Origin of the sequence: Alteromonas lipotrueiana, from assembly GCF_019249245.1 — a bacterium.
Taxonomy (GTDB): Bacteria; Pseudomonadota; Gammaproteobacteria; order Enterobacterales; family Alteromonadaceae; genus Alteromonas; species Alteromonas lipotrueiana.
This window is the reverse complement of the sequence record NZ_JAESDK010000004.1, coordinates 190,755-213,355: the sequence shown is the minus strand read 5'-3', so window position 1 is coordinate 213,355 and position 22,601 is coordinate 190,755. Positions and strand designations below refer to the sequence as shown.

The following is a 22,601-nucleotide window of genomic DNA, read 5'->3' as shown; positions in this document are numbered from 1 at the left end:
ACCTTTCAGCAAGATAATTTTACTATCACTAAAGCGACATTTACGATTGGTAACGAGTTAACGCAGGCAGATTTGCCCACTTCCCCAAAAGCCTCAACGCGCTTTGATGAATGACTTCGTAAAATTTCAGCTGGTTAGTGTATTAAGTTTACTCTCAGTAAGAAAACCTTATAAACCTACGTTATAAATAATCTCCTACCCTGGGACTCAAAAGTCTCTCTATTAAGAATATCGAAATTTTTCTCAACTTAAGTGAAAAAAGCGCCTAAAAATCTCAATTTAAATGACAAAGGGTAATTTTTCCCATTCGATAATGTATTGATTATAATAGCGACGGGTTGCCTGAGATTCTCAACTTAAGTGGCAATTTCCTGAAGGGGCATGAAGGCTGCGTTCAGGTTTTGTGCTTAAGCTTTGCGTCTACTCCTGCACTTATCGACTAAGACCGTGTCTTTTGGATTTGCATGGCTCTCATCATACGGTCGCAACGTGTGCCCTTTAAATAAAAACAGAGCATCAGGCTGCTCTGTTTTCATTCAACTAAAAGACTTTGTCAGCCACCACGACGACGATATCTTTTTTATCTAAATCGACAGTTCTATTATTTGAGCATCACTGGCTGCAACATTAATTTGCAACTCTATTTGCCCGTTTGCACCAGATACTTCTATTTGTTTTCCGGTTAATAAAGAATGAGCCTGTAGCGGCGAGGCTGACGCAAGTCCGGCAATATGTGCTGGAAAATTCAGCGTTACCTGTTGCGCCGATTGGGAAAAATTACTGACCACTAACAAAGCCGTATTTGCGTGAGTACGAACAAAGCTATAAATCTGGCGTGAGCTCGATGTCATCACTTTTTGATAACCAAGCAAGCTAATCATTTCACCCTGTATCGCTGGATGGTGCGCAGCCAAATTTAACACTTTACTGTAAAAGCGGCGTAGCTCCTGTTCTTGCTCACTGAGCTGGCCCCCATCAAACTTACCTTCGTTCATCCAGCGTTGATGTGCTGGTACACCGGCATAGTCGAAAATGCTGGTGCGGGACGGATCGCCAAACCCCATATCTTCGCTACCGTCTTCGCCTACCTCCTGGCCAAAATACAGCATGTAAGGCGCATCACTTTTTAGCGCAGAAACCGCAAGCGCGGGCCTGCCCATCTGCGCGTCCCCGGCAAATGGCTTACTGGCGATGCGCTGTTCATCATGATTTTCTAAAAAATGCAGCATCGATGATTCGATATCGGTAACCTGGGCGGCCACTTCATCCAATGCTGATGTCGGACGCTGCCCTTTCATGACCATTTTTAGCGTATCGTAAAAGCCTACCTTGTCGTACAGATAATCCATCAGGCCGCGCCCTAGATAGTCGCGGTACTGCTGCGGTTGATACACTTCGGCCAATAAGAAAGCGTCGGGGTTATGACGTTTTATCGCCGAATTAAGAAAAGACCAAAATTCCACCGGTACCATTTCTGCCATATCGAAACGGAATCCGTCCACGCCTTTGTCCAGCCAAAACAATGCAATTTCACGCATACGATACCAGGCATCAGGCAAGTCCTTTTCCTGCCAAAACGCATAATGGGCGGTATGGGGCTTATTGGAATAGGTATCGGGTAAAACCGGAAAATCAAAACTGCCGTCGGGTTTGACGCCATAGTTTAGCTTAACCGTTTCATACCAGTCATTGACATCAGGTTTGGCAGAACGAGCCCCATTGCCAGTCCATTTTGCTGGTACTTCATTAAACTTGCCATCGGCTAAAGGATGCGGGGCTTCACCCGTGGGGTGAAAAGTTTCTGGATGGTCGGGTACTAAGAATGCAGCTCCCGGAACATAGTAAAAATGGTTATCGCGTTTATAACTTCGAGTTTTATCGTCATTAACACCGAGTGACGGAACGCCCTGTGGGGGGTTAAGTGATTCATATTGGCGTGCCACATGGTTAGGCACAATATCAATAATCACTTTCATTTTGTGCGCATGGGTGCGCTTAATCAAGGCTTCAAATTCAGCCATACGATTGGCCGGATTTTGAGCCAGGTCAGGGTCAACATTGTAGTAATCTTTTACCGCATAGGGCGAGCCAGCCCGACCCTTTATCACGTCGGGATCGTCCAGACTTATGCCAAAGGCGGTATAATCAGATGCGGTAGCATGATGGGGAATACCCGTATACCAGATATGCGAAACACCCAGCTGCTGTATTTCTTCTAAAGCGGTATCAGAAAAGTCCGAAAACTTGCCTACGCCGTTTTGTTCTTTCGAGCCCCACGGCGCATTGGTCGTATTAGTATTGCCGAACAAACGAGTAAAAACCTGATAAACCACTGGCTTTTGCTGAGTTTGTTCTTGGGAATAAGCTTCAGGAGTGGGCATATCAGATGGCATGGTCTCACGCTTGTCGGCAGTATTACAGGCACTCAGTATAAGAGTACAGACTGCGGTGAGCGAGAAACGAATGCCTGAATAAGAATGGGGACGCATACGTTAACTTTCCTGACAGAGTAATTTTCAGTGACTACCCAAAAGCATACCTGTTAAAAGAAAGTTAACCTAGCTGTTGCATACGTATTCAGCGTGCCTAGGCAGCACACTGCTCTTCGTTTATTTTTGTTAAAATAGACGGTTGATGACGGAATATCGCACCAAAATTCGGCACTTCCTGCAGCTCTGCCATAATCTTGCGTTGAAACCGTTGTAAAGCCGGAGAAACCTGCTGCATAAATTCAACCGGTGACAACTGATACGCGGCGCGTTGGCCGTGGTAGTCAATTTCATTACCCAGTTGCTCAAAATTAATGCCTAACATGCGCAAGCTACGCGCCAAACGAGGCTCCATCATCACGTACACATTTTCAATGTCGCGCAATACACAAATGCTTGCCGCGAAAAAATATAAAGCCAGTGATAAGTATGGAAAGTTACGACCGGGTTTATCTTTTTTAAAGCCATTGTTTAATGATTTACCAGTGACTGGCGACACATTACTGTCTGATTGACGACGGCGGAAGCGCTTTGGTATAGCAAGACGTGAGATTTCACAAATTGAATGCCGGGCGTATCGTTGCGGGCTGTTCTCATCCATACGAATAGCACTGGGGCAGTTTTGTTCTACGGGCAGTAATTGCCCAGGGTGCTGCGGCATAACCAACCGAATGGTACCTGCACAGTCACCGGTTGCTTTGTGTTTGATATAACAACTTAGTGCAAATTCATCAAACTCATCACATTCCATTTTATTGGGACGCGTATCTTCAAATCCCATTTCTTCACAATATACCTGATGACGTGTTTTGAAACAGGTACGTTGTTCGTACTCTTCGTTTGCTACAACCAGCGTGAAGTGTTCGAAGAAATGATCCGCAGCTGCGTCAATGATTTTATTCATTTTACGACGTATTACAGGCCGAATCATCTGCTTGATTCCGGGTACTTTGTGTACTCTATTAAATGCATTTAGCAAGCGACGTTTCACTATAACTCCCGTTGATGAACTTGTAGTATTGATTGCATCCTCTGCGTGGTTATTTCCTAAATCTCGGCCTGCCGGGAAAAGCGCAGGTCAAAGCAAGCTTCGTTGAGAAAAATGTCAGCTTTGTAGCCGGTGTCATTTTTGCTCAACAATTTCGGATACTGCATTTGGAAATAAAACGAAAAAATGAGGATTAATTATTCTTTGGTGAAAGAGTATCAACTATTGTGCCAGCGTGGCTTTTGATACCTTTCTCTCATTTTGATATGCAATTTAATAACTACGCGTCGAAATCGATTAGCCAAACTGTCCCTGTTCATATTTTATACCACACTTTATGCCATTTGTTGTAGTAAAAACAACAACATCCCAACTTAATTAGTTTTACCTTAAATAAATTTCATAAATGATCTTTTGAAGGCGGCGTAGCGCCATTTGAATGTGTTGCCCTTCTAAAAAATAGACTAAAGATGCACAAAATAATTAATTGAATAGCGGCATCAAGCGAATCAAATTTTGTTGGTGACGTGAATATGAACAGCCGGGGACAATCAGTGTCTCTATTTCGCTTCACTGAAAATTTCAACGTCGGATAATTTATCGTCAATAGGCGCTAATTAGAAAATAACCTTCTGTATTTTTTATATTTTTTAAATGTGTAGCAGATCGGGAACAGTGTCTAAAGTTTGCACGCTTTTTTTCAGTTTATTTTATGCGGGTACGATTGTTGCGGTCTCGCGATGCGATAATGAGATCATCGCCCGCATCGTATGCAGATTTTGCCAGACGGTCGTAGAGCACTACATTGACCGTCGCGGCCAGATTCATACAGCCTTTGGTAGGAATGTATACCACCTCATCGCACCATTGAAGATCGTGTTGAGACAACGAACCATCTTCAGGTCCAAACACATAAAACGCATTGGCAGGATGCTGATAGGCCGGTAAAGGCTGTGCCCCTTCGACCAGCTCCACAGCAACCGTTGTGGCGCCAGCAGGAATGACCTGAGCCAGTGAATCTACCCCAATTGTAGGAATAAGTTTATGCATGGCTTTGGTATCAGCGTTGAATTCTTTGGCGCGTCGGTAACGCTCGCCCGTGTAAAATACACTACTCGCTCCATAGCAGCCTGCTGCCCTTAATACAGAGGCTACATTCACCGCCGATTTAGGGTTACTTAATCCAATACTGTAGACAGTATTCACTGTAGAATCGGGCAAAGAAGACATGAACATTTATGGGTAGATTAAGGCGCGCCAGAGTATGCCAGACTCGCCTGTTTATGTCATGTTTATATCACTTAAAATGGTGATTCGGCCAGTCCGACAATTAAGTCGGCTAATTGGTGCGTACAAATAAGTGACGAGGCCTTTTCTATATCTGGCGCAAAATAACGGTCTTTATCGTAAAACCTGACATTGCTACGCAGCAGGCCTTGCACTTTTTGAAGCGGCTCACTGGTTTTAAGTGGGCGTCGAAAATCAATACCCTGACTTGCTGCCAGCCATTCGATAGCCAGAATGCCAGCGACATTTTCAAAAATGTCAGACAGCCGCCGTCCGGCAAAGGTTGCCATCGATACATGATCTTCCTGGTTGGCCGAGGTGGGTAAGGAGTCTATAGACGCCGGATGCGCTAACGTTTTATTTTCACTGGCCAGAGCTGCCGCGGTGACCTGAGCAATCATAAAGCCGCTATTCACCCCGCCATTGTCAACGAGAAAAGACGGAAGTCCACTTAAACCGCTATCGATGAGTAATGCCATACGCCGCTCTGACAGCGCGCCAATTTCGCACAATGCAATGGCCAGGTTGTCGGCGGTCATGGCCACGGTTTCTGCATGAAAATTACCCCCGGACAAAATAACTTCGTCGTCAGCAAATACCAGGGGGTTATCTGAGACCCCATTGGCTTCGGTTTGCAGTGTTTGCGCGGCAAACCGGAGTTGCTGTAATACCGCCCCCATAACTTGTGGCTGGCAGCGTAATGAATACGGATCCTGTACCTTTTGACAACCCTGATGAGAGTTACCTATTTCCGAAACTTCTAATAACCTGGTAAATAAAGACGCCGCATCGCATTGCGCCTGGTGTCCTCGCACAGCATGAATACGAGGATCAAAAGGTACCCGCGACCCTTTTGCCGCATCCACACTTAGCGCGCCTATCGCTACCGCGCTTAAATAAGCGTTCTCGGTTAAAAACAGTCCCTGTAAGGCAAACGCTGTAGATGCCTGGGTACCATTTAGCAATGCCAGCCCTTCTTTGGGTGCCAGCGTCATCGGGGTCAGCCCTGCAACCTGCAAGCCCTCGTTAGCAGGCCTGCGACGCCCGTTAAGCAGCACCTCACCTTCGCCCAGCAATACTACGCTCATGTGCGCCAAAGGCGCCAGGTCACCCGATGCACCTACTGAGCCTTTTTCGGGAATGGCCGGCCACACCTGCGCATTATACAAGGTGATCAGGGCTTCGATTACACACAGTCGTATACCTGAGTAGCCACGAGCAAGCGAGTTGATTTTTAATAACATAAGCAGGCGCACACATGGCTCGCTCATCAGCTTGCCAATACCTGCAGCGTGCGACAACACAATGCTTTTTTGCAACAACGCGAGTTCGTTTTTTTCTATCCGGGTATTGGCCAGCAACCCAAACCCGGTGTTAATGCCGTAGACCGTTTTTCCTTCTTCAACAACTTTTTGTACCAACGCACACGACCGTTCAATCTCTTTATGGGCTGACTTTGCAAGTGTTATAGGCCGGTGAAAACGCAAACACTGTCTACAGTCATCGAGGGTCAGTTGACCAGGGTGTAAAACAAATGGTGAGGTCATTGTTCAGTCTCCTGCATCGGCAAATCCAGGCCGTGCTCAGCAGCACATTGTTGGGCAATCTGGTAACCCGCATCGGCATGACGCATAACCCCGGTTGCCGGGTCATTATGCAATACCCGGGTAATCCGCTCATCGGCTTCATCACTGCCGTCGCAGACAATCACCATACCGGCATGCTGACTAAACCCCATGCCCACCCCGCCACCATGGTGCAGGCTTACCCACGTAGCCCCACCCGCGGTGTTCAACATGGCGTTGAGCAGTGGCCAGTCTGACACGGCGTCAGACCCATCCAACATGGCTTCAGTTTCACGGTTAGGCGACGCTACCGAGCCCGAGTCCAGATGGTCACGGCCAATAACCACCGGTGCACTGAGCACTTTTTCGCGTACCATCTGATTAAACGCCAGCCCCAGTTTTTGTCGTTGTCCCAACCCTACCCAGCAAATACGAGCCGGTAATCCCTGAAACTGAATACGTTCGCGAGCCATGTCTAACCATTGATGCAGGTGTTCATCATTGGGTATCAGTTCCTTTACCCTAGCATCGGTCCGGTAAATATCTTGCGGATCGCCCGATAACGCAACCCACCTGAAGGGGCCAATTCCCCGGCAAAATAACGGACGTATATAAGCAGGGACAAAGCCGGGAAAGTCGAAGGCGTTATCGACGCCAGTCTCCATGGCCATCTGCCGAATATTATTGCCATAGTCCAGAGTTGCTGCGCCGTTGCTTTGCATTTTCAGCATGGCCCTTACCTGATGCGCCATAGACTTCTTGGCGGCCTGTACCACTTTTTCAGGTTCAGATTTACGCAATGCCTTTGTATGCTCTAGGCTCCAACCTTGCGGAACATATCCGTTAAGCGGATCATGGGCGCTGGTCTGGTCCGTCACCACATCCGGGGTAACCTTCGCATCAAGAATCTGCTGATAGACATCAGCAGCATTGCCTAACAGTCCAATCGAGACCGGCTGATTAGTGCTCAACGCTTCGTTCAGCATCTCTTGCGCCTGTGCCCAGCTATAGGCTTTTTTATCCAGATACCCACTGGCCAAACGAAAATCAATACGGGTTTCGTCTACCTCAACGGCAACCATTGAAAACCCCGCCATGGTGGCTGCGAGAGGCTGCGCGCCGCCCATCCCGCCAAGTCCGCCGGTTAAAATCCAGCGCCCCTGACTGTTGCCGTTAAAATGTGTGCGAGCCACACTGACAAAGGTTTCATAAGTTCCCTGCACGATGCCCTGCGAACCAATATAACTCCATGAACCCGCGGTCATTTGTCCATACATCATCAGCCCTTTACGATCTAACTCGTTAAAATGCTCCCAGGTGGCCCACCGCGGTACCAGATTAGAGTTGGCGATTAATACTCTTGGAGCATGGGCGTGAGTAGGAAAAACGCCCACCGGCTTGCCCGACTGAATCAACAAGGTTTGTGTGTCTTCAAGACGTTGTAATACTTCAACAATTTTATCAAAAGACGCCCAGTCACGTGCAGCTCGACCAATACCACCATAAACCACCAGCTCGTCGGGGTGTTCGGCTACCTCCGGGTCCAGATTATTCATAAGCATGCGCAGTATTGCTTCGCATTGCCAGCTTTTGGCCGTGAGCGTGGTGCCTGTAGCGGCTTTGATAGACCGCTTTGGTTGATAACGGCTCATATGGCCTCCTGTGCGTCGTTAAAGTTAAGATGACTGCCCAGCCGATACCGGGTGCCTGGGTGGGTTAAGGTGGCAATACTGACAATGCCCTGGCGGCAAAAGGTGCGCCGGTGAATGGTTAAACAAGCCTCATTAGGCTGAATATCAAGTAACTTAGCGGCATCACTGTCGGCTAAATGCGCTTCGACACTGTGGTCCGCTTCGGTAAGCGGCGCCACCTTTGACAAGTACGCATTCACCGAATGCAATTGTAAATCTTGCTGTAAAAAATCCGGAGCCAGAAGCGGGTTAACCCATCGAGATTCCAGTTGTACCGGCTGATGATTTTGCCAATGGATTAACTGGCAATAATACAATGATTGCGGCTCGTTCATGCCCAGAAAACCGGCAATGGCACTGGAGCCGCGGCGTTCTTCATGCGCCAGAACCTGAAGATCATATTGCTGATGGCGAGCTTCAATTTCTTCTTTTATACCGGTGATCGTAAGCAGTGAGCTCATGGGTCGCTGGTCGCTGACAAACGTTCCTGCGCCTTGGGCGCGCGCCAGAATCCCGGCATCCACCAGATCGGTGATAGCCCGGCGCGCCGTCATGCGGCTAACCTGATGAACCGCGGCCAACTGGTTTTCAGAGGCAATCTTATCGCCTGGCCGCAGCTGCTCTGTTTCTATCTGGTGCAGCAAAGCCTGCTTTATCTCTACAAACCGTGGTTGCATCCGTAGCTCATATGTTAATTTTATGTTACTTTAACGAATGAAACTTGTATATACAAGTAGCATCTATGCACCCAGAGTATACTTCACAGGAGCGAACGGTATGGTGGTCACCCTTATCGACAATGTTAACATTATGAGCATGGATCCCTCACAGACCGACAATGGGGTCCTACGTCAGACCCAGCTATGGATTCAGGATGACAAAATTCTTGCTGTAGGCTCTGCGGGCGCTTACTCACCGGTCCCAGATCATCGCATTGACGCCGGTGGCAAATGGGCTTTGCCGGGTTTTATCGATTGCCATACGCATCTGGTGTACGGCGGCAGCCGCGCCGATGAGTTTCGTCAGCGTTTGTCAGGAACCCGTTATCAGGACATCGCCCGGGCCGGCGGTGGTATTCAAAAGACCGTCCGCGATACCCGCACTGCCGCCCCACAAAACCTGTTGCAACATAGCCTGCGCCGCACGCGCCGGCTGGTAGAAGAAGGTGTGACTACCATAGAAGTAAAATCGGGCTATGGGCTTGATGAGCAAACCGAGCTGACCATGCTTAACGTGGCCGAACAGCTGGGGGTGTATTTGCCTGTTACTGTAATGCGTACCTATTTAGGCGCTCATACCCTGCCGCACCAATACAAAGATAACGCTGACGGCTATATTGATTTTGTATGCAATACCATGATTCCAAAAATTGCTACCGGTGAGCATGCTTCGGCGGTAGATGTATTTTGTGAAACCATGGGCTTTACTGCAGCTCAGACCGAGCGTGTATTTCAGGCGGCACGCAGTGCCGGACTTGCGATTAAACTGCATGCCGAGCAATTGTCTGACAGCAAGGGAGCGGTACTGGCGGCGCGTTATCAAGCCTGCAGCGTAGATCATATTGAGTACCTTGACCCTAACGACGTTCCGGCTTTAGCCGAGGCGGGCTGTGTGGCGGTATTATTACCCGGTGCGTTTTATTATCTCAAAGAAACCCAATGCCCCCCTGTTTCAGCATTACGCCAACACAATGTGCCCATGGCCGTCGCCAGTGACCATAATCCGGGCACCTCGCCCATATGTTCGTTACTCACCTGCGCCACTATGGCGTGTATTGAATTTGGCTTAACTTGTGAAGAGGCATTACTCGGTATTACTGCTTACGCGGCTCAGGCCCTTAAGCTGCCTGACAAAGGCCGGCTACTGGCAGGGCTGGATGCGGATATTTGTTTGTGGGATATAGAGGAACCCGCCGATCTTATTTATGAAATGAATGGTTTCAGACCTTATTGCCGGTGGGTAGGAGGACGCTATGTCGATTGACAGTGCGTGGCATGGCCGCATTGATGCCGATAATGTCGGCCGGTCATTGCGTTGGCACCAGGTTGTGAATAATGCCCAAATGCTCACTCATCTGCGTTCTGCCCCTGATACTCTACCGGCCCTTGCCCTACTTGGGTATCCCTGCGATCTGGGTGTGGCGCTAAATCAGGGACGTATCGGCGCGGCGGCGGGCCCTGATGCACTGCGCAGTATGCTGGCCAACCTTCCCTGGCATATCCAAGGGCAACTTATTGATGCTGGTAATACGCCGGTCGATTCATCGCTGGCCCTGACCCAAAAGCACTACCGACAAACTCTTGCCGATTTGCTTAGCAAATATACCGCAGCACTGACTTTTGGAGGGGGCCACGATATTGCCTTAGGCAGTTATCTGGCCCTTAACGACACTCTATCTTCAGATAACGTCATTGGCATCATTAATATTGATGCTCATTTGGATTTACGCAGCCCGGATAACGGCGGCTCGTCAGGTACCCCCTTTCGCCAGATAGCGCAGTGGTGTGATACACAAAGCCGCGATTTTCATTATGTATGTATCGGCGCTTCACGGGCATCTAATACAGCGGCTTTGTATGATTATGCTGCGCAAAAAAATGTCCATATTCTGCATGATACCGATTTTACCTTACACAGTGCACAAGCTTTGCTCAGCCCCTTTTTGCAATACATTGATACGCTCTATGTCACCATTTGTATGGATGCTTTTCCGGCGGCTGTCGCGCCGGGTGTGAGCGCGCCAGCAGCCCTGGGGGTCGACCCGCTGCCGGTAATTAAACTGATTAACTGGCTGGGGCATGCCGCCGAGCAGGCCTCGGTAACATGGAAGCTGGCGGATATCGCCGAGCTCAATCCCGCTTATGATGAGCAGTCAAAAACAGCTCGTTTGGCTAGTCGTATCGGCTTTGAACTTGCCAGTGCCTTGTTTATTAATCCACCTGCAAAACGTTAATATATTGTTGATTTAATGTAGCGCTTTTGGTTAAATTGTAAGCGCTATCATTTAAGCAGTGGGTAGACAGCACGTTTAAAACGCTTATCAAAAGCGACAACCGTTATTTGTAGCGACTTATGAAAGTGAATGTTCATGCCAATGTAAGCGCTATCATAAAAAGGAATACACATGTACAAAATTAAATATCTGCTGGCCTCAAGCCTGCTTCTGGCTGGAACACATTCTATGGCCGCTCCCATTGTAAACGGCGACTTTTCCCAGTGTGACTTTGAGGGCTGGTCTACCGAAACAATAGGTGGTGGTACCATAGACGAACAGTTTTCTATCCTCGAAACCTCACAGGGCTGCAGTGCCATCCTTGCTATCGATAACTCACCGAGCTTTATTAACGTGTTGTACCAGCAGGTCGACTTTTCTGCCTCCACTCGTACGCCGTTTGTGTTCTCTTACGACTTTACTGTCGACAGTGCCCTTACCGGTCAGCCCCCCGGCAGCGCCGATTATTTTGCCATAGGTCTGGGTGACGGAAGCGGAAATTTGTTTAACACCCAGGGCGATGTCGGTAGCTTTTTTGGTACGCCGGATATTAATGGAATGCAGCGCTACCAGGGCAGTATTGAACTGGCCGACATCTTTACTAATGAAAGTGGTCTGAGCCTTGAACTTCAGCTATTCAGTAATTTTGATGCTGCACCAGCCTTTATAACCGTGAATACGTTATCTATTGCGCAAGCGAGTGTTCCGGCCCCTGCGACAGCTGCGTTGCTATCGTTGGGTTTACTGGTCGGTGGTTTTTCTCGGCGTCGTCATACCGGAGGTAACGCATGAAATCCTCTACTGGCATACTTTTAGTCTTAAGCAGTCTTGCGTGTACCGTTCCTGCGGCGGCCACTCCCGAAAGCTGGAATTCAGTGGCGGATAAGATCACCACGTCTAAAAGCCGGGCTGTATACGACCGTAAAAATAAACAGCTGGTCGTACGGGTAACCATTAAAAACACCGGTAACACCGCTATAGAGGGTCCTTTGATGTTGGGCGTCAGCCGTACATCTCATACTGTTGTAAATGGGAATAGCGACAGTACTGATGCGATGACTTATATTGATATCAGCAATAGCCAGATAGCCCCTCAGTCCAGTATTTCTGTGCCGGTTCGTTTTGCCTTGCAACGGCAGCGACTGCAGTTTGAAGCGACCTTGCTACAAGCGTCAGGTAGCGACTGGCAGCTTGTGTGGCAGGATGAGTTTGACCAGGACAATATTGATTCGAGCAAATGGAGTTTTGAACAAAATTGCTGGGGCGGCGGCAATAACGAACAGCAGTGCTACACGAATCGCCCGCAAAATGCACATATTGACGATGGCATTCTAGTCATCACCGCGCGGCGCGAGGATTTTACTGGGGCGGACAATCCTAATTCTGATACCTCCAGCACAACCACTCTGCCCTACACCTCGGCGCGACTGCGCACACTCAATAAAGGGGACTGGACCTACGGCCGCTTTGAAATAAGAGCAAAAATGCCTGAAGGTCAGGGGACCTGGCCCGCAATCTGGATGTTGCCAACCGATAATAAATACGGTACGTGGGCGGCGTCAGGCGAAATTGACATCATGGAAGCGGTGAATCTAAACGCACCTTCTGATGATCCCCAGGCTAATGGTACGCCTGAAAACCGGGTTTATGGTACTTTGCATTACGGACGCACCTGGCCTGGCAATGTACACTCTGGTGCAGATTACCGGCTACCTGACGGGCACAATCCGGCGGAAGGCTTTCACGAATACGCCATTGAGTGGGAAGAAGGCGAAATTCGCTGGTATGTGGACGATGTGCACTTTGCCACCCAGACCAGTGAGGGCTGGTACAGTCAGTATCAGGATGAAAGTGGTCAGTGGCAGAACGCGCCCGGCGCCGCCCCTTTTGATGAACGTTTTCATATGATTCTGAACTTAGCGGTAGGCGGCTCCTGGGCTGCCAATACCAATGCGAAGGGCATTGATGAACAGGCATTCCCTCAAACTATGGAAGTGGACTATGTACGGGTTTACGAATGCAGTATTAACCCGACTACCGGCCAGGGGTGCGCTACCATTAATGCCGATGCCGAACAGGTTCCTGGCCACAGTGCGCCTGATATTACTCCCCAGTCGCAGATTCCGGGTCCGGCATTTTCACTATATTCTGACGGACCTGACAATGAGCTGACCATTGAAAGCTATAATCCAGAAGGTACCCTGAGCATCAACCAACCCGAGTACGAATCAAACACCCGGTTACGTATTTCGCAAAGTGGCTCTGTTGGTAATTTGTTTCTGGCCGCGCCCCAACCCCTGGACTTTTTAGCGTACAGTCGACTTGGCTCGCTGGTATTTGATATCAGGGTCATCGATAATCCGACAGACGCCACTTTGCTGGTAAAGCTTGATAGTGGCTGGCCGGCCGTCAGCGATACCGAAGTCACTTTACCCGCTCAGGGTGAATGGCAAACGGTGCAGCTGGATATCAACACCCTGTTGGCGGGCGGCAACCGCTACGCCCCAGGTAATTTCGCCAATATTGAAGAGATTAAAAACCCGGCAGTCATAGAACCCACGGGCCCAATGACTATAGAGCTTGACAATATTCGCTATGAATTTACCCCTTCTGAGCGCGATACCGTTCATGTCTTTGATAACGCCGATGCCGCTCCCTTTACAACCGGGAAGTATACCGCCAGTGGTGATGTGGTAATTGAAGATGTGCTAAGTGTCGATAGCGCCCACGATGTAGTAAAACAGTTTACCTTTAATACCAATGAGGCGGTGGCGTACTTTCAAACCCAACCAGACAACACCCAAAGCCCGGTGCAGCTGGATCTCAGCACCTATGATTTTCTGGAGTTTGATTTGCATATGGTGGCCGATCCCCGAGCCACCGGCAACATGGTTATAAAGATGGACTGCGGGCACCCATGTGGCTCCGGCGACTATCCTATCGAAACCCCGGATACCGGAGTATGGCAGACTTATAAGATTGCTTTGAACGAGCTTATCAGCCAGCCCGGCTCCACCCTGGACCTGACCCGGGTAGATACCCCACTGGTTATTTTTCCTGACTGGGGCAACCAGCAGGATGTGGTCTTTCAGGTAGACAATGTCAGACTTACAAGCGACGGCGATAGTAGCAACGATCCTGTATCAAATATAGCGGTTCAAGGTGAACTGGCTCTTTTTGAAAACACGCTCGCTGAGCACTGGAGTCTGTATGACTGTTGCAGTAATGCCCGCGCCGAAGTGATATCAAAAGACCAGAATCAACTCGTCCAGCTTGATTACTTCGGACCTGCGCCTACGGTGGCAGGATTACATGCATCTATTCCACACAACCTGGAAAATCTGCATGCTGGCATCATTGAGTTTGAGATGAATATTGCCCAGCTTCCCGATGATTCTGCGGCGCCTCTGTTTATTAAGATTGAAGCGGCCGATGGCAGTTTTGCTCAACTACGGGCCGATGCGACCGTAGAGCAAAATCCAGATATCGCTGGCCAATGGCGTTCGTACAGCCTTAACACGTCTCAATTACAGGCCGCCGGATTGAATTTAAAGAAGGTGAATAAGATACTGGTTTTCCCTGCATGGGGTCAGGCCACCGGCGCTGTATTGCAGCTTGATAATATAATGGTGTACTAATAAAAAAGGCAGAGTGTTGCACCCTGCCTTTTTGTTTGTTTTTTACCGCAGCCTGACGGTTAAACCCACAGGCTGTCTTCAGGCATTTGCATAGCGCTTAGTAACGCGCCTCGAAAGACAAGCGTACCGAACGCGGTGCTTGCCACGAGTAAGCAGCGCCGTAATATTGGTTTACGCTGCCTTCTTCTATCTCGTAATGCTCGTTTGTAGCGGTTTCTTCTTGCGTATTCAATACATTAAATACATTTACCGCCATACGCATGTCTACATCCTGATAGCTGAAATTGTAGGCAGCTGAAACATCCAGATTGAATGTCCAGGGGGTACGCCCGGCAGTACCACGAGGGCTGTAACGAAATTCCTTATCAGACTGCGCACAAACATCGTCTGCTGTCAGCTCTACTGAACAGCCGGTACGAATGTAGTAAGTATCACCGTAACTACCATATACATTAGGATCGGTACTAGGATAGCTTTGCCCAAAGGCAGTCAGCGGACGTCCGCTTTGTAACGAGGAGTTGAAGCCCACAACTAAATCTTCAGTTACATCGTATGAGCCATACAGCTTAAAGGTATGACGACGATCATTAGGCTGGTAGCCATCAGCCCCATCCATTAATGCCGGGAAGTCAAAGTCCTGGGTAATACCGGCATCGGCCTGGTCAATATCTGATTTCACCGCACCTTCGAAGTTACCTACGCTGCGCGCCCAGGTGTATTGGAAGTTCAAACGGTAGTTATCTTCAATATAGTTTAGTTTAAACTGTACTGAGGTATATTCATTTTTACCTTCAGGCAATTGCAGTGTTTCAGCTGAGTGCGTAGTTAGAGAGCCTTCATCCGCCTCTCCATCAAACAAATTCAGTTTCGACTCATCCAGCTTCTCTCCGTCCCAGTAGTAACCATCCTTGAACCAGCTCATATCTTCGCCGGGGTTTAACATCACGCAATAAGGATAAGCATAGATTCCGCAATAATCATCCAGCGCACTGGTTACTTCCCGGTACGTACCCGTTATCTCAGCAGTTAACGAGTCATTAACGGTAAACTGATACCCTAAAATAAATTCGTCACGGGCAAAGGGGTCGGCTTCCTGGGCCTGGAAGGTTTTTTTGGTGGGTACTGCAGAAACCGAAGAGGTGGTTTGCGAGTTTTCAACCGAACCATTTACCGGTGCAATACCTACTGGCGCGCCAGACACAGAGTCTATGTCGTCAAAGGTATAATACGTGGTCGTATCGCTCACACCAGAGGCTGCCCGATAAATCGTATTATTAGCAATGGGCAGATAATAACGGCCATAATTACCATATAGCTTAGACTCGCCATTGCCCAGCACATCCCAGGTAAAGCCTAGACGAGGGGCAATATCGGTATCAAAATCGAACAATTGCTTGCCGGTGGTGCCGTCACCTTCAAACAGATCTTTACGAATACCGATACTCAGCATCAGGTTATTCGTCACCTGCCATTTATCTTCCAGATAGTAAGCCGTCAGATTCGACTCAAATGACCCGCCACCGTCAAAGATACGGTCCGAGACTAAATCTTGCGCGCCACTGTCGGTATTAGTGTAAAGCTCGCCGTTATCACCTTGAATAGTTGAACCCGACTCAAGGGTAAAGTAACGATAAGAATGGCCCCCTACAGGCTTGGTGATGCGGGTGGTAGCACGGTCCTGTTTATCGATACCGGCCGAAATCAGGTGATCGCCCCAGTAATATTCGATGTCTAGACGGTACTGAGTATTTTCATCAAAATTATCGCCAAACGAGCCGCCTGGACCACACTGAGGCGCATCACCGCCATCACGTTCGTCGGCAATGGTGGGGCAATCTAAGTTTGTTGGCGCGGTCTCGTACTGGGTTTCAATCTCACCCCACATGGCTGACACCGATAGATTGTCGGTCAGGTAACCGGTGTAGGTCAGACTTTGTGCTTCACCGCCCCGCTTTCTTAAAAACGAACCACTGTAATCGCCGATAGTCTGAGTTTCAGGATCGTACTCAAACACATCTTCGGTGGCATCATTCTGGTCCGAATACGCAAAGTAGCTTAAGCGATGACCTTCGATAATGTCCCAGTCCACTTTCGCGCCCCAGAACAAATTATCCGTACCATCAGATTCCCGGGTCCGAAATTGATCAGTGGCAGTATATTCGTCGGAACCTGAAACATAAGAAAAATCTCTGGATAACGAGCGTGGGTTAACCAAGGCATAGAAAAACAATTTGTCTTCAATGATGGGGCCAGCGGCGGAAATGCTGTAATCCCATTCGTCTTTTTCATCCAGACGGTTGTCGCGGAAAATCTTACCGGTACCACCGCGACCACGGTCAAAGGTACCTTCTTCCTGTAATGCAGAGGGTTCCCAGTTGGCCGTAAAATCAAACTCCCATTCGTTAGTACCGCTCTTGGTTACTGCATTTATAAGTCCGCCTGTGGCACGACCATACTCAGCTGAAAAACCACCGGTTTTAACCTGAAATTCTTTATACATTTCAAAGGGTACCGCGCCACAACCTAGCCCCTGACGCGTATCAGTTACTTCAAGACCATTAATATAACAGGCATTTTCGGCAACAGATGCCCCACCAAAGGAGGCTACGTTTCCAAAGCCAGAGTCGCCCTGCACCACGCCCGGGGCCAACAAAGCAACGGCGGTGATGTTGCGGGCAATGGGCATGCGATCGATTTCATCTTCACCTAAAATAAGGCCAGAGTCGGTAGATGAGAGATCGATAGCAGAGATACGGGCACCGGTCACTTCAATGCGCTCGGCGTTCATCGCAGCCACATTAAAATCTGCTTGTTTATTTGAACCTAAGGTTACCCGCAGCGTATCTTCAGCAACCACTGAGTCACCGCGCTTGATTACAATCTGATAAGTACCGGTATCTAATTTGGCTAAACGATAAGAACCATCGTCGTTTACCGAAACCGTGCGGCTGAAACCGGTTTGTGGATTTTTAGCTGTGACAGTAAGTTCGCCACCGCTTTGTGAGTCTACAACACCGTAGATACTTGACGTGCTTCCACCAGCAGCTATTGCCGGCGCACTGAGACCCAACGATGTACCTATCGCCAGGGCAATAAGACTTTTTCTTAACATGTTATCTCCCCTTGGAAAATCAATTTTCCTAAGTATTTAATTGTTTTTATCTTTATTACAAAGAAGTAATCAAGGAGAGCTGATGTTAAGCAGCGGGGGCGATTTTATTCAATATAAAGTTCAAATTCTTCGCCGAAAAGGCGCTGACAAAAGATGAGTTACATATACGTTATCGGTGTTGTGAACAATTTGTCGAAGTATTAGATTTTCATTAACATTCAACAGGTTATTAAAATACTGTATGGAGAAGTAGCGTTGCTTAAATTAAAACCATTTACTGCTCAATTTAACCTCACCCTATATTACTTTTCTTTCTATCCTTAACAATATTTTGTCATAACCTTTATTATCTTCAATAAACAAAAGGCCTCTTCATCTAACCGCAACTTGCGACTTAATAAAGAGGCCAATAAGTTAATTACAACTTTTTATTATCAGAAAATATAGTCTTGTTGTTTGCTATTACTTTTCTGAAATTAATATAAAGGGCTCGTTGCCATCGGGTCCACTAAGCTTAAATTCATAAAGCCCGGCTGGCAGGTCAATCACCAGATTATTATTACTGGTAGCCAGACGTTTTGCCTGATTGACTAACACTGTGTTACTGGTGGCAGAATCTGGGTTACCCAGGTTCACTGTGTTCCAGTCCTCTGATGCCACTTTAAATTCAGTGGCACCACCATCAAGCGCTATTTCAGCAATATAACTGCCGTCACCCTGCCAGATAAGCTCATTTTCAATTCCCCATCCGTTCATACCACCACGAACATAAACCGGTGTGTCGCCAAAAAAGCGCTCATTGAAGGCTTTAATCACCGGTGCGTCTGGGTTGTTCAGATCCAGTACAAACACGACTACCTGATCTTCTGAGGTCGTAAAGACCAGATTATCTGCAGCTGACTGCATTATTGGTAGCTGTAGACCCAAAGTAAGATCGCGATCACTGCTTTGTCCTGATAGTGCACCATAATTAACAGTGTTCCAGTCTTCAGAGGCTACCTTAAACTCATATGAGCCTGCCGCTATCGTTTTGGTGGTGCTATACAGTTTATTGCCCTGATACTCAAATACATCACTTGTGCCCCAGTCATTAAATGCACCGCGCAAGTAAATAGGAGTATTAACAAAAGGCTGTTCGTAAGTCACCGTCACCTGCGGGTTATTTGTATCGCTGGCATCAAGAACAAACTCGTACAGTGTCGATTCCGGCGCGTCAAACACCAGATTGTCCCCTCCAGAGCTCAAGGCTAAGGGCTCATTTAGCGTCACCTGCGTGTTACTTAAAGCGCCCAGGTTAACGGTATCCCAGTCTTGTGACGCCAGTTTAAACTGATAACTGCTGCCTTGTTCCAGGTTTGCCTTTGCAATGTAAATACCGTTACCCCGATAACTAAAGCCATCGTCGGTGGACCATCCATTCATATCACCACGCAAAAATACCTGCGTATCGCCGTAGGGTACGACATCTGGCGCGCCTGCTGTGGCATTGGCCGATAAGCCGGCGCCCTGGGCACCGCTTTGCGACTGGACAAATACCGCCATGGTAAGTGCCGGAACGGTAAAGGTGCCGTTACCGTCGTCACCTTCTTCAAAATAAGCAGACGCTACGGTGGCATCGACCGAGTTAACCTGAACCGGATGCAGGCTAAAACCGGTTGCCGTATTCACCGTTATCGATTTTTCTACATAACCGGTATTAAGCACCACCATTAGCGCATCGGCCATGGGGTCGATATCCTGGGCTGGGGCCTCCGGGTTGCTGCCAACCCCATCATCAATACTCATCGCGATTAATCCGCTTTGCTGATCGCTACCAATATTGTGAAAGCCCACGCGGTTGCTGATTTGCTCTGCTGTGGTCAGGCGAAATAGCGGCGAACTGCTTCGAATTTGCAGATATTCTGTGAACACGGTACCGGCAAACTGAATATCACTACTGCCCGCTGCACGCTCTGGCAAGTAAATGAATTCAGACATTTCCTGCCAGCGTTCTTGATTGTCTTCGGCCAGCGGCAGACCCACATTCCAGTTATTGCTGGTTAGGGTAAAATCGACATAGTTAAACCAGTCACCAGCATCATATGTATTACGGTCCATTGACTTGGAGCGCAGTAAATCACCGCCCAGTTGCAAAAACGGAATGCCCTGAGACATCAGCGGAATGCTGGTGCCGATATTTTGGATGCGAACGCGTTGCTGTAATGAAATATCAGCAGGTAAAGTGTAGTTAAACTGATCCCACAAGGTTTCATTGTCGTGTTTTGAGACATAATTGATAATATCAGCCGGGTCTTTGGCGTAGCCGCCCAACGAACTGGCATTTACCGCATTACCGGTTGCGGTGGTTAGCAGATAATCAGCCAAAGTACCAGCCAGACCTACTTTCAATTTGTCCTGATCGCCCGCGGCGGTATCACTTTCGGGGTTAAAGATATTACCCTGACGCACGGCTTCACGTAAACGGTCATTGAAGGTACCTATTTCGGTGCCTGCCATATTCAGCTGGTTGGCTTGCTGATAGCCTGGATACTGTTTAAGCCAGCCTTCACCATAAAAATAGTTGTCGCTGTCAATGGCCTGGACCTGATCGCGCAGTCTGACCATGGTATCGACAGTGGCCTGGCTCATAATGTCGAAACGAAATGAATCGAATTTATAATGTTTAGCCCACATTGTGAGCGAGTCAGCCATAAGCTTTTCCATCATCGCGTTTTGCGGTTCTGTATCCTCGCAACAGGTTTCCTGAATGATGGCGCCAGTCATTGCATCGTAGCGATGATAATACCCTGGAACGACCTTATCTAAAACTGATTTGGAAAAAACACCCGACTCATTAGTGTGGTTAAACACGACATCCAATGCCACTCTTAACCCCAGTTCATGCAATGCAACAATCAGCTGGCGTAATTCAATAATACGCGCAACCGAGTCAGCGTTGGTCGCATAGCTGCCTTCAGGAACATTGAAATGATGTGGGTCGTAGCCCCAGTTGAAGGTATCGATACTACGTATTTGCTGGGTTAGAGCCTGCGCTTTAGCCGGTTCAGAAACCGGATCGTAGCTTTGGTAAACATCAATAATACGAGTGTCGGCGCTTTGTTCTTCACACACGGGGGCGTCAGCTTTCAACTGACACAGATCGCCGATGGTATCGTACAGATTAATGGTTTTGGTCGGGTCTTCTTCAATGGAGGCAATATCTGCTAGCGGCAGCAAGTGCACATAATTCAGACCTGCTTGCTGCAGCTTTTGCAAATGCTGAACCGGGGCGCTGTTAGTCTCGGTAAAAGCCAGATACTTACCCCGGTTTTGCTCACTGACGGTTTCGTCACGAGCACTGAAATCGCGAACATGCACCTCATAAATTACCGCATCTTCAGGGTTATTAACCACCGGGATGGTGTGGGTGTCCCAGTTGTCGGGTTTTAAATCCTCATCATTGAGATTAACAAAGCGAGAGAAACGTCCATTAGTCGTTACCGATTCAGAATACGGATCGGTAACCTGTAAAGTTTCAATCTTACCGGTTGCCGGCGAATACACCGTTACTTCAAAACGATACAATGTTCGATCAAACTCTTGCGACCCGGTGAAATACCAGATACCGGTGTCGGTATCGACATTCATCGCTTCACGCTTAAACAGTGTTTTGTCATCGTTATAACGCAGCAACTCTACCGACTGCGCCGTGGGCGCCCACAATGCCAGATTAATCTCACCATCTTGATAACTTGTCCCTAAAGTGGCTTCATCAGCATCCTCTTCACCTTTGGTGTACAACGCATCTAACACCCGGGCATGTTGCACGCCGGTTGCTTCAATCAGTTTGCCCTGGGAATCATAGCCGCCAAGCACTACCTGAGCGCGCAAAATTGCTTTAGCCTGTGCCGCGTCAATATTCGCCATAAATGCCGGCCACTGAGCAATATAAGGATAAATAGTCTGTTGTTCTTCGTTTAGCGCAGTGCTACTAAGCTCAATAACTTCGCCTTCAAGCCCTGTTTCTAAATCAGGCTCTAAATCTGCGGTTTCACTGTAATGCAGTTTAACCTGGCTAACATTTTCACTCACCTGCCAAATAAAGGTTTGCGGATCAATCCAATGCGCCGCACTACCCGCTATTTCGACCGGCTGAGGCCCTAAGCTGGCAATTGGAAATTCAAATAATGTGGGTTCGCCTGACAAGGTGAAATTCATCCGGGTATAGGTTTCATCATCCTGAACCAACGATGCCTGAAAATCGCCACCGCCCAGCTCTTTACCCGCATCGTCTGTCCCTTTGTGAACAATAAAATTATGACAGCTACCGTAATCGTCTTTTAAATCCAATATCCAGTAAGCGCCATAAGTGGGGTCTATGCCACTAATCTGACGACCGTTGGCCCAGTCGGTGTCGGCATCGGCGTAGGCATCACACTCATCGTTGTTCCAGGTGTGCAGACGCCAGCCGTCATAGGCCGGATCATTCGGGCTGTTATCGGCATCTACCTGTTTACGGTTGTAATACAACACCGCCTGGTTTTCATCCGGGAAAAAAACCGGAGCAGGCAGACTAGGATCGGCGCCCACCACACAGGCATCATTGGCTTCGTTGGGCACCGTGGGTGCATCACAGGCAATAGGCGGTGGAGGTACGCATTCGGTACCACTGGCATCAGGCACATTAGGAACCTCACACGTCAACAGGTCATTATCACCTGACTCTACATCCCCGCCGCCACATGCGACCAGTGCAAACAAAACACTGCATAAAAACGCAATGCGTAACAGCGGCCGACCAGTATAATACTGACTTGCCATATTCGCTGGCCCGCCAGCTTTGATTATTAATTTGCTCAT

At 48.3% G+C, this 22,601-nt stretch carries 12 protein-coding genes; 4 read left to right on the top strand and 8 right to left on the bottom strand.

Annotation, left to right across the window (positions count from 1 at the left end):
- Positions 1-584 precede the first annotated feature (584 nt).
- The 6 genes from JK130_RS04805 to JK130_RS04780 form a co-directional block, all read right to left on the bottom strand.
- Positions 585-2,489, bottom strand: coding sequence for an alpha-amylase family glycosyl hydrolase (locus JK130_RS04805; RefSeq protein ID WP_218353079.1), 1,905 nt, complete (start codon positions 2,487-2,489; stop codon positions 585-587).
- A 97-nt stretch (positions 2,490-2,586) separates the two neighbouring features.
- Complete coding sequence (locus JK130_RS04800; RefSeq protein ID WP_218353078.1) at positions 2,587-3,480, bottom strand: PEP-CTERM/exosortase system-associated acyltransferase; 894 nt, start codon at positions 3,478-3,480, stop codon at positions 2,587-2,589.
- Between the two features lie 702 nt (positions 3,481-4,182).
- Positions 4,183-4,707 carry an RNA methyltransferase gene (locus JK130_RS04795; protein WP_218353077.1) on the bottom strand — a complete coding sequence of 175 codons (525 nt, stop codon included), beginning with the start codon at positions 4,705-4,707 and terminating at the stop codon, positions 4,183-4,185.
- 71 nt (positions 4,708-4,778) lie between these two features.
- Positions 4,779-6,311, bottom strand: coding sequence for a histidine ammonia-lyase (gene hutH / locus JK130_RS04790; RefSeq protein ID WP_218353076.1), 1,533 nt, complete (start codon positions 6,309-6,311; stop codon positions 4,779-4,781).
- On the bottom strand, positions 6,308-7,981 hold the full coding sequence (gene hutU / locus JK130_RS04785; RefSeq protein ID WP_218353075.1) for a urocanate hydratase: 1,674 nt from the start codon (positions 7,979-7,981) through the stop codon (positions 6,308-6,310). Before hutU ends, hutH begins: the two co-directional genes overlap by 4 nt.
- A complete protein-coding gene (locus JK130_RS04780) occupies positions 7,978-8,697 on the bottom strand; it encodes a histidine utilization transcriptional repressor HutC (protein ID WP_218353074.1) in 720 nt (239 codons plus the stop codon). Before JK130_RS04780 ends, hutU begins: the two co-directional genes overlap by 4 nt.
- A 100-nt stretch (positions 8,698-8,797) precedes the next feature.
- Here JK130_RS04780 and hutI point away from each other — a divergent pair, with 100 nt between their 5' ends.
- The 4 genes from hutI (at position 8,798) to JK130_RS04760 (ending at position 14,650) form a co-directional block, all read left to right on the top strand.
- Positions 8,798-10,003, top strand: a complete 1,206-nt coding sequence (gene hutI, locus JK130_RS04775) for an imidazolonepropionase (protein ID WP_218353073.1) — start codon at positions 8,798-8,800, stop codon at positions 10,001-10,003.
- Complete coding sequence (gene hutG / locus JK130_RS04770) at positions 9,993-10,973, top strand: formimidoylglutamase (RefSeq protein ID WP_218353072.1); 981 nt, start codon at positions 9,993-9,995, stop codon at positions 10,971-10,973. The genes hutI and hutG overlap by 11 nt, the downstream gene beginning before the upstream one ends.
- Positions 10,974-11,144: 171 nt before the next feature.
- Positions 11,145-11,804 (top strand): PEP-CTERM sorting domain-containing protein, encoded by a 660-nt coding sequence (locus JK130_RS04765; RefSeq protein WP_218353071.1) that lies wholly within the window; start codon positions 11,145-11,147, stop codon positions 11,802-11,804.
- Positions 11,801-14,650, top strand: a complete 2,850-nt coding sequence (locus JK130_RS04760; RefSeq protein WP_218353070.1) for a glycoside hydrolase family 16 protein — start codon at positions 11,801-11,803, stop codon at positions 14,648-14,650. The genes JK130_RS04765 and JK130_RS04760 overlap by 4 nt, the downstream gene beginning before the upstream one ends.
- Before the next feature lie 97 nt (positions 14,651-14,747).
- Here the strand turns inward: JK130_RS04760 and JK130_RS04755 are convergent, their stop codons facing one another.
- The gene (locus JK130_RS04755; RefSeq protein WP_218353069.1) at positions 14,748-17,762 is read right to left on the bottom strand and encodes a TonB-dependent receptor; all 3,015 of its coding nucleotides are present in this window, start codon (positions 17,760-17,762) and stop codon (positions 14,748-14,750) included.
- Between the two features lie 462 nt (positions 17,763-18,224).
- Positions 18,225-22,601: an alpha-1,6-glucosidase domain-containing protein gene (locus JK130_RS04750; protein ID WP_425514587.1), complete on the bottom strand. Its 4,377-nt coding sequence runs from the start codon at positions 22,599-22,601 to the stop codon at positions 18,225-18,227.

What these genes read in the sequence shown, in the direction of transcription:
- JK130_RS04755 (WP_218353069.1), bottom strand. Translation starts at nt 17,762, where the DNA reads ATGTTAAGAAAAAGTCTTATTGCCCTGGCGATAGGTACATCGTTGGGT.
- JK130_RS04805 (WP_218353079.1), bottom strand. Translation starts at nt 2,489, where the DNA reads ATGCGTCCCCATTCTTATTCAGGCATTCGTTTCTCGCTCACCGCAGTC.
- JK130_RS04765 (WP_218353071.1), top strand. Translation starts at nt 11,145, where the DNA reads ATGTACAAAATTAAATATCTGCTGGCCTCAAGCCTGCTTCTGGCTGGA.
- JK130_RS04780 (WP_218353074.1), bottom strand. Translation starts at nt 8,697, where the DNA reads ATGCAACCACGGTTTGTAGAGATAAAGCAGGCTTTGCTGCACCAGATA.
- JK130_RS04795 (WP_218353077.1), bottom strand. Translation starts at nt 4,707, where the DNA reads ATGTCTTCTTTGCCCGATTCTACAGTGAATACTGTCTACAGTATTGGA.
- JK130_RS04750 (WP_425514587.1), bottom strand. Translation starts at nt 22,601, where the DNA reads ATGAGCAAATTAATAATCAAAGCTGGCGGGCCAGCGAATATGGCAAGT.
- hutI (WP_218353073.1), top strand. Translation starts at nt 8,798, where the DNA reads ATGGTGGTCACCCTTATCGACAATGTTAACATTATGAGCATGGATCCC.
- hutU (WP_218353075.1), bottom strand. Translation starts at nt 7,981, where the DNA reads ATGAGCCGTTATCAACCAAAGCGGTCTATCAAAGCCGCTACAGGCACC.
- hutH (WP_218353076.1), bottom strand. Translation starts at nt 6,311, where the DNA reads ATGACCTCACCATTTGTTTTACACCCTGGTCAACTGACCCTCGATGAC.
- hutG (WP_218353072.1), top strand. Translation starts at nt 9,993, where the DNA reads ATGTCGATTGACAGTGCGTGGCATGGCCGCATTGATGCCGATAATGTC.
- JK130_RS04760 (WP_218353070.1), top strand. Translation starts at nt 11,801, where the DNA reads ATGAAATCCTCTACTGGCATACTTTTAGTCTTAAGCAGTCTTGCGTGT.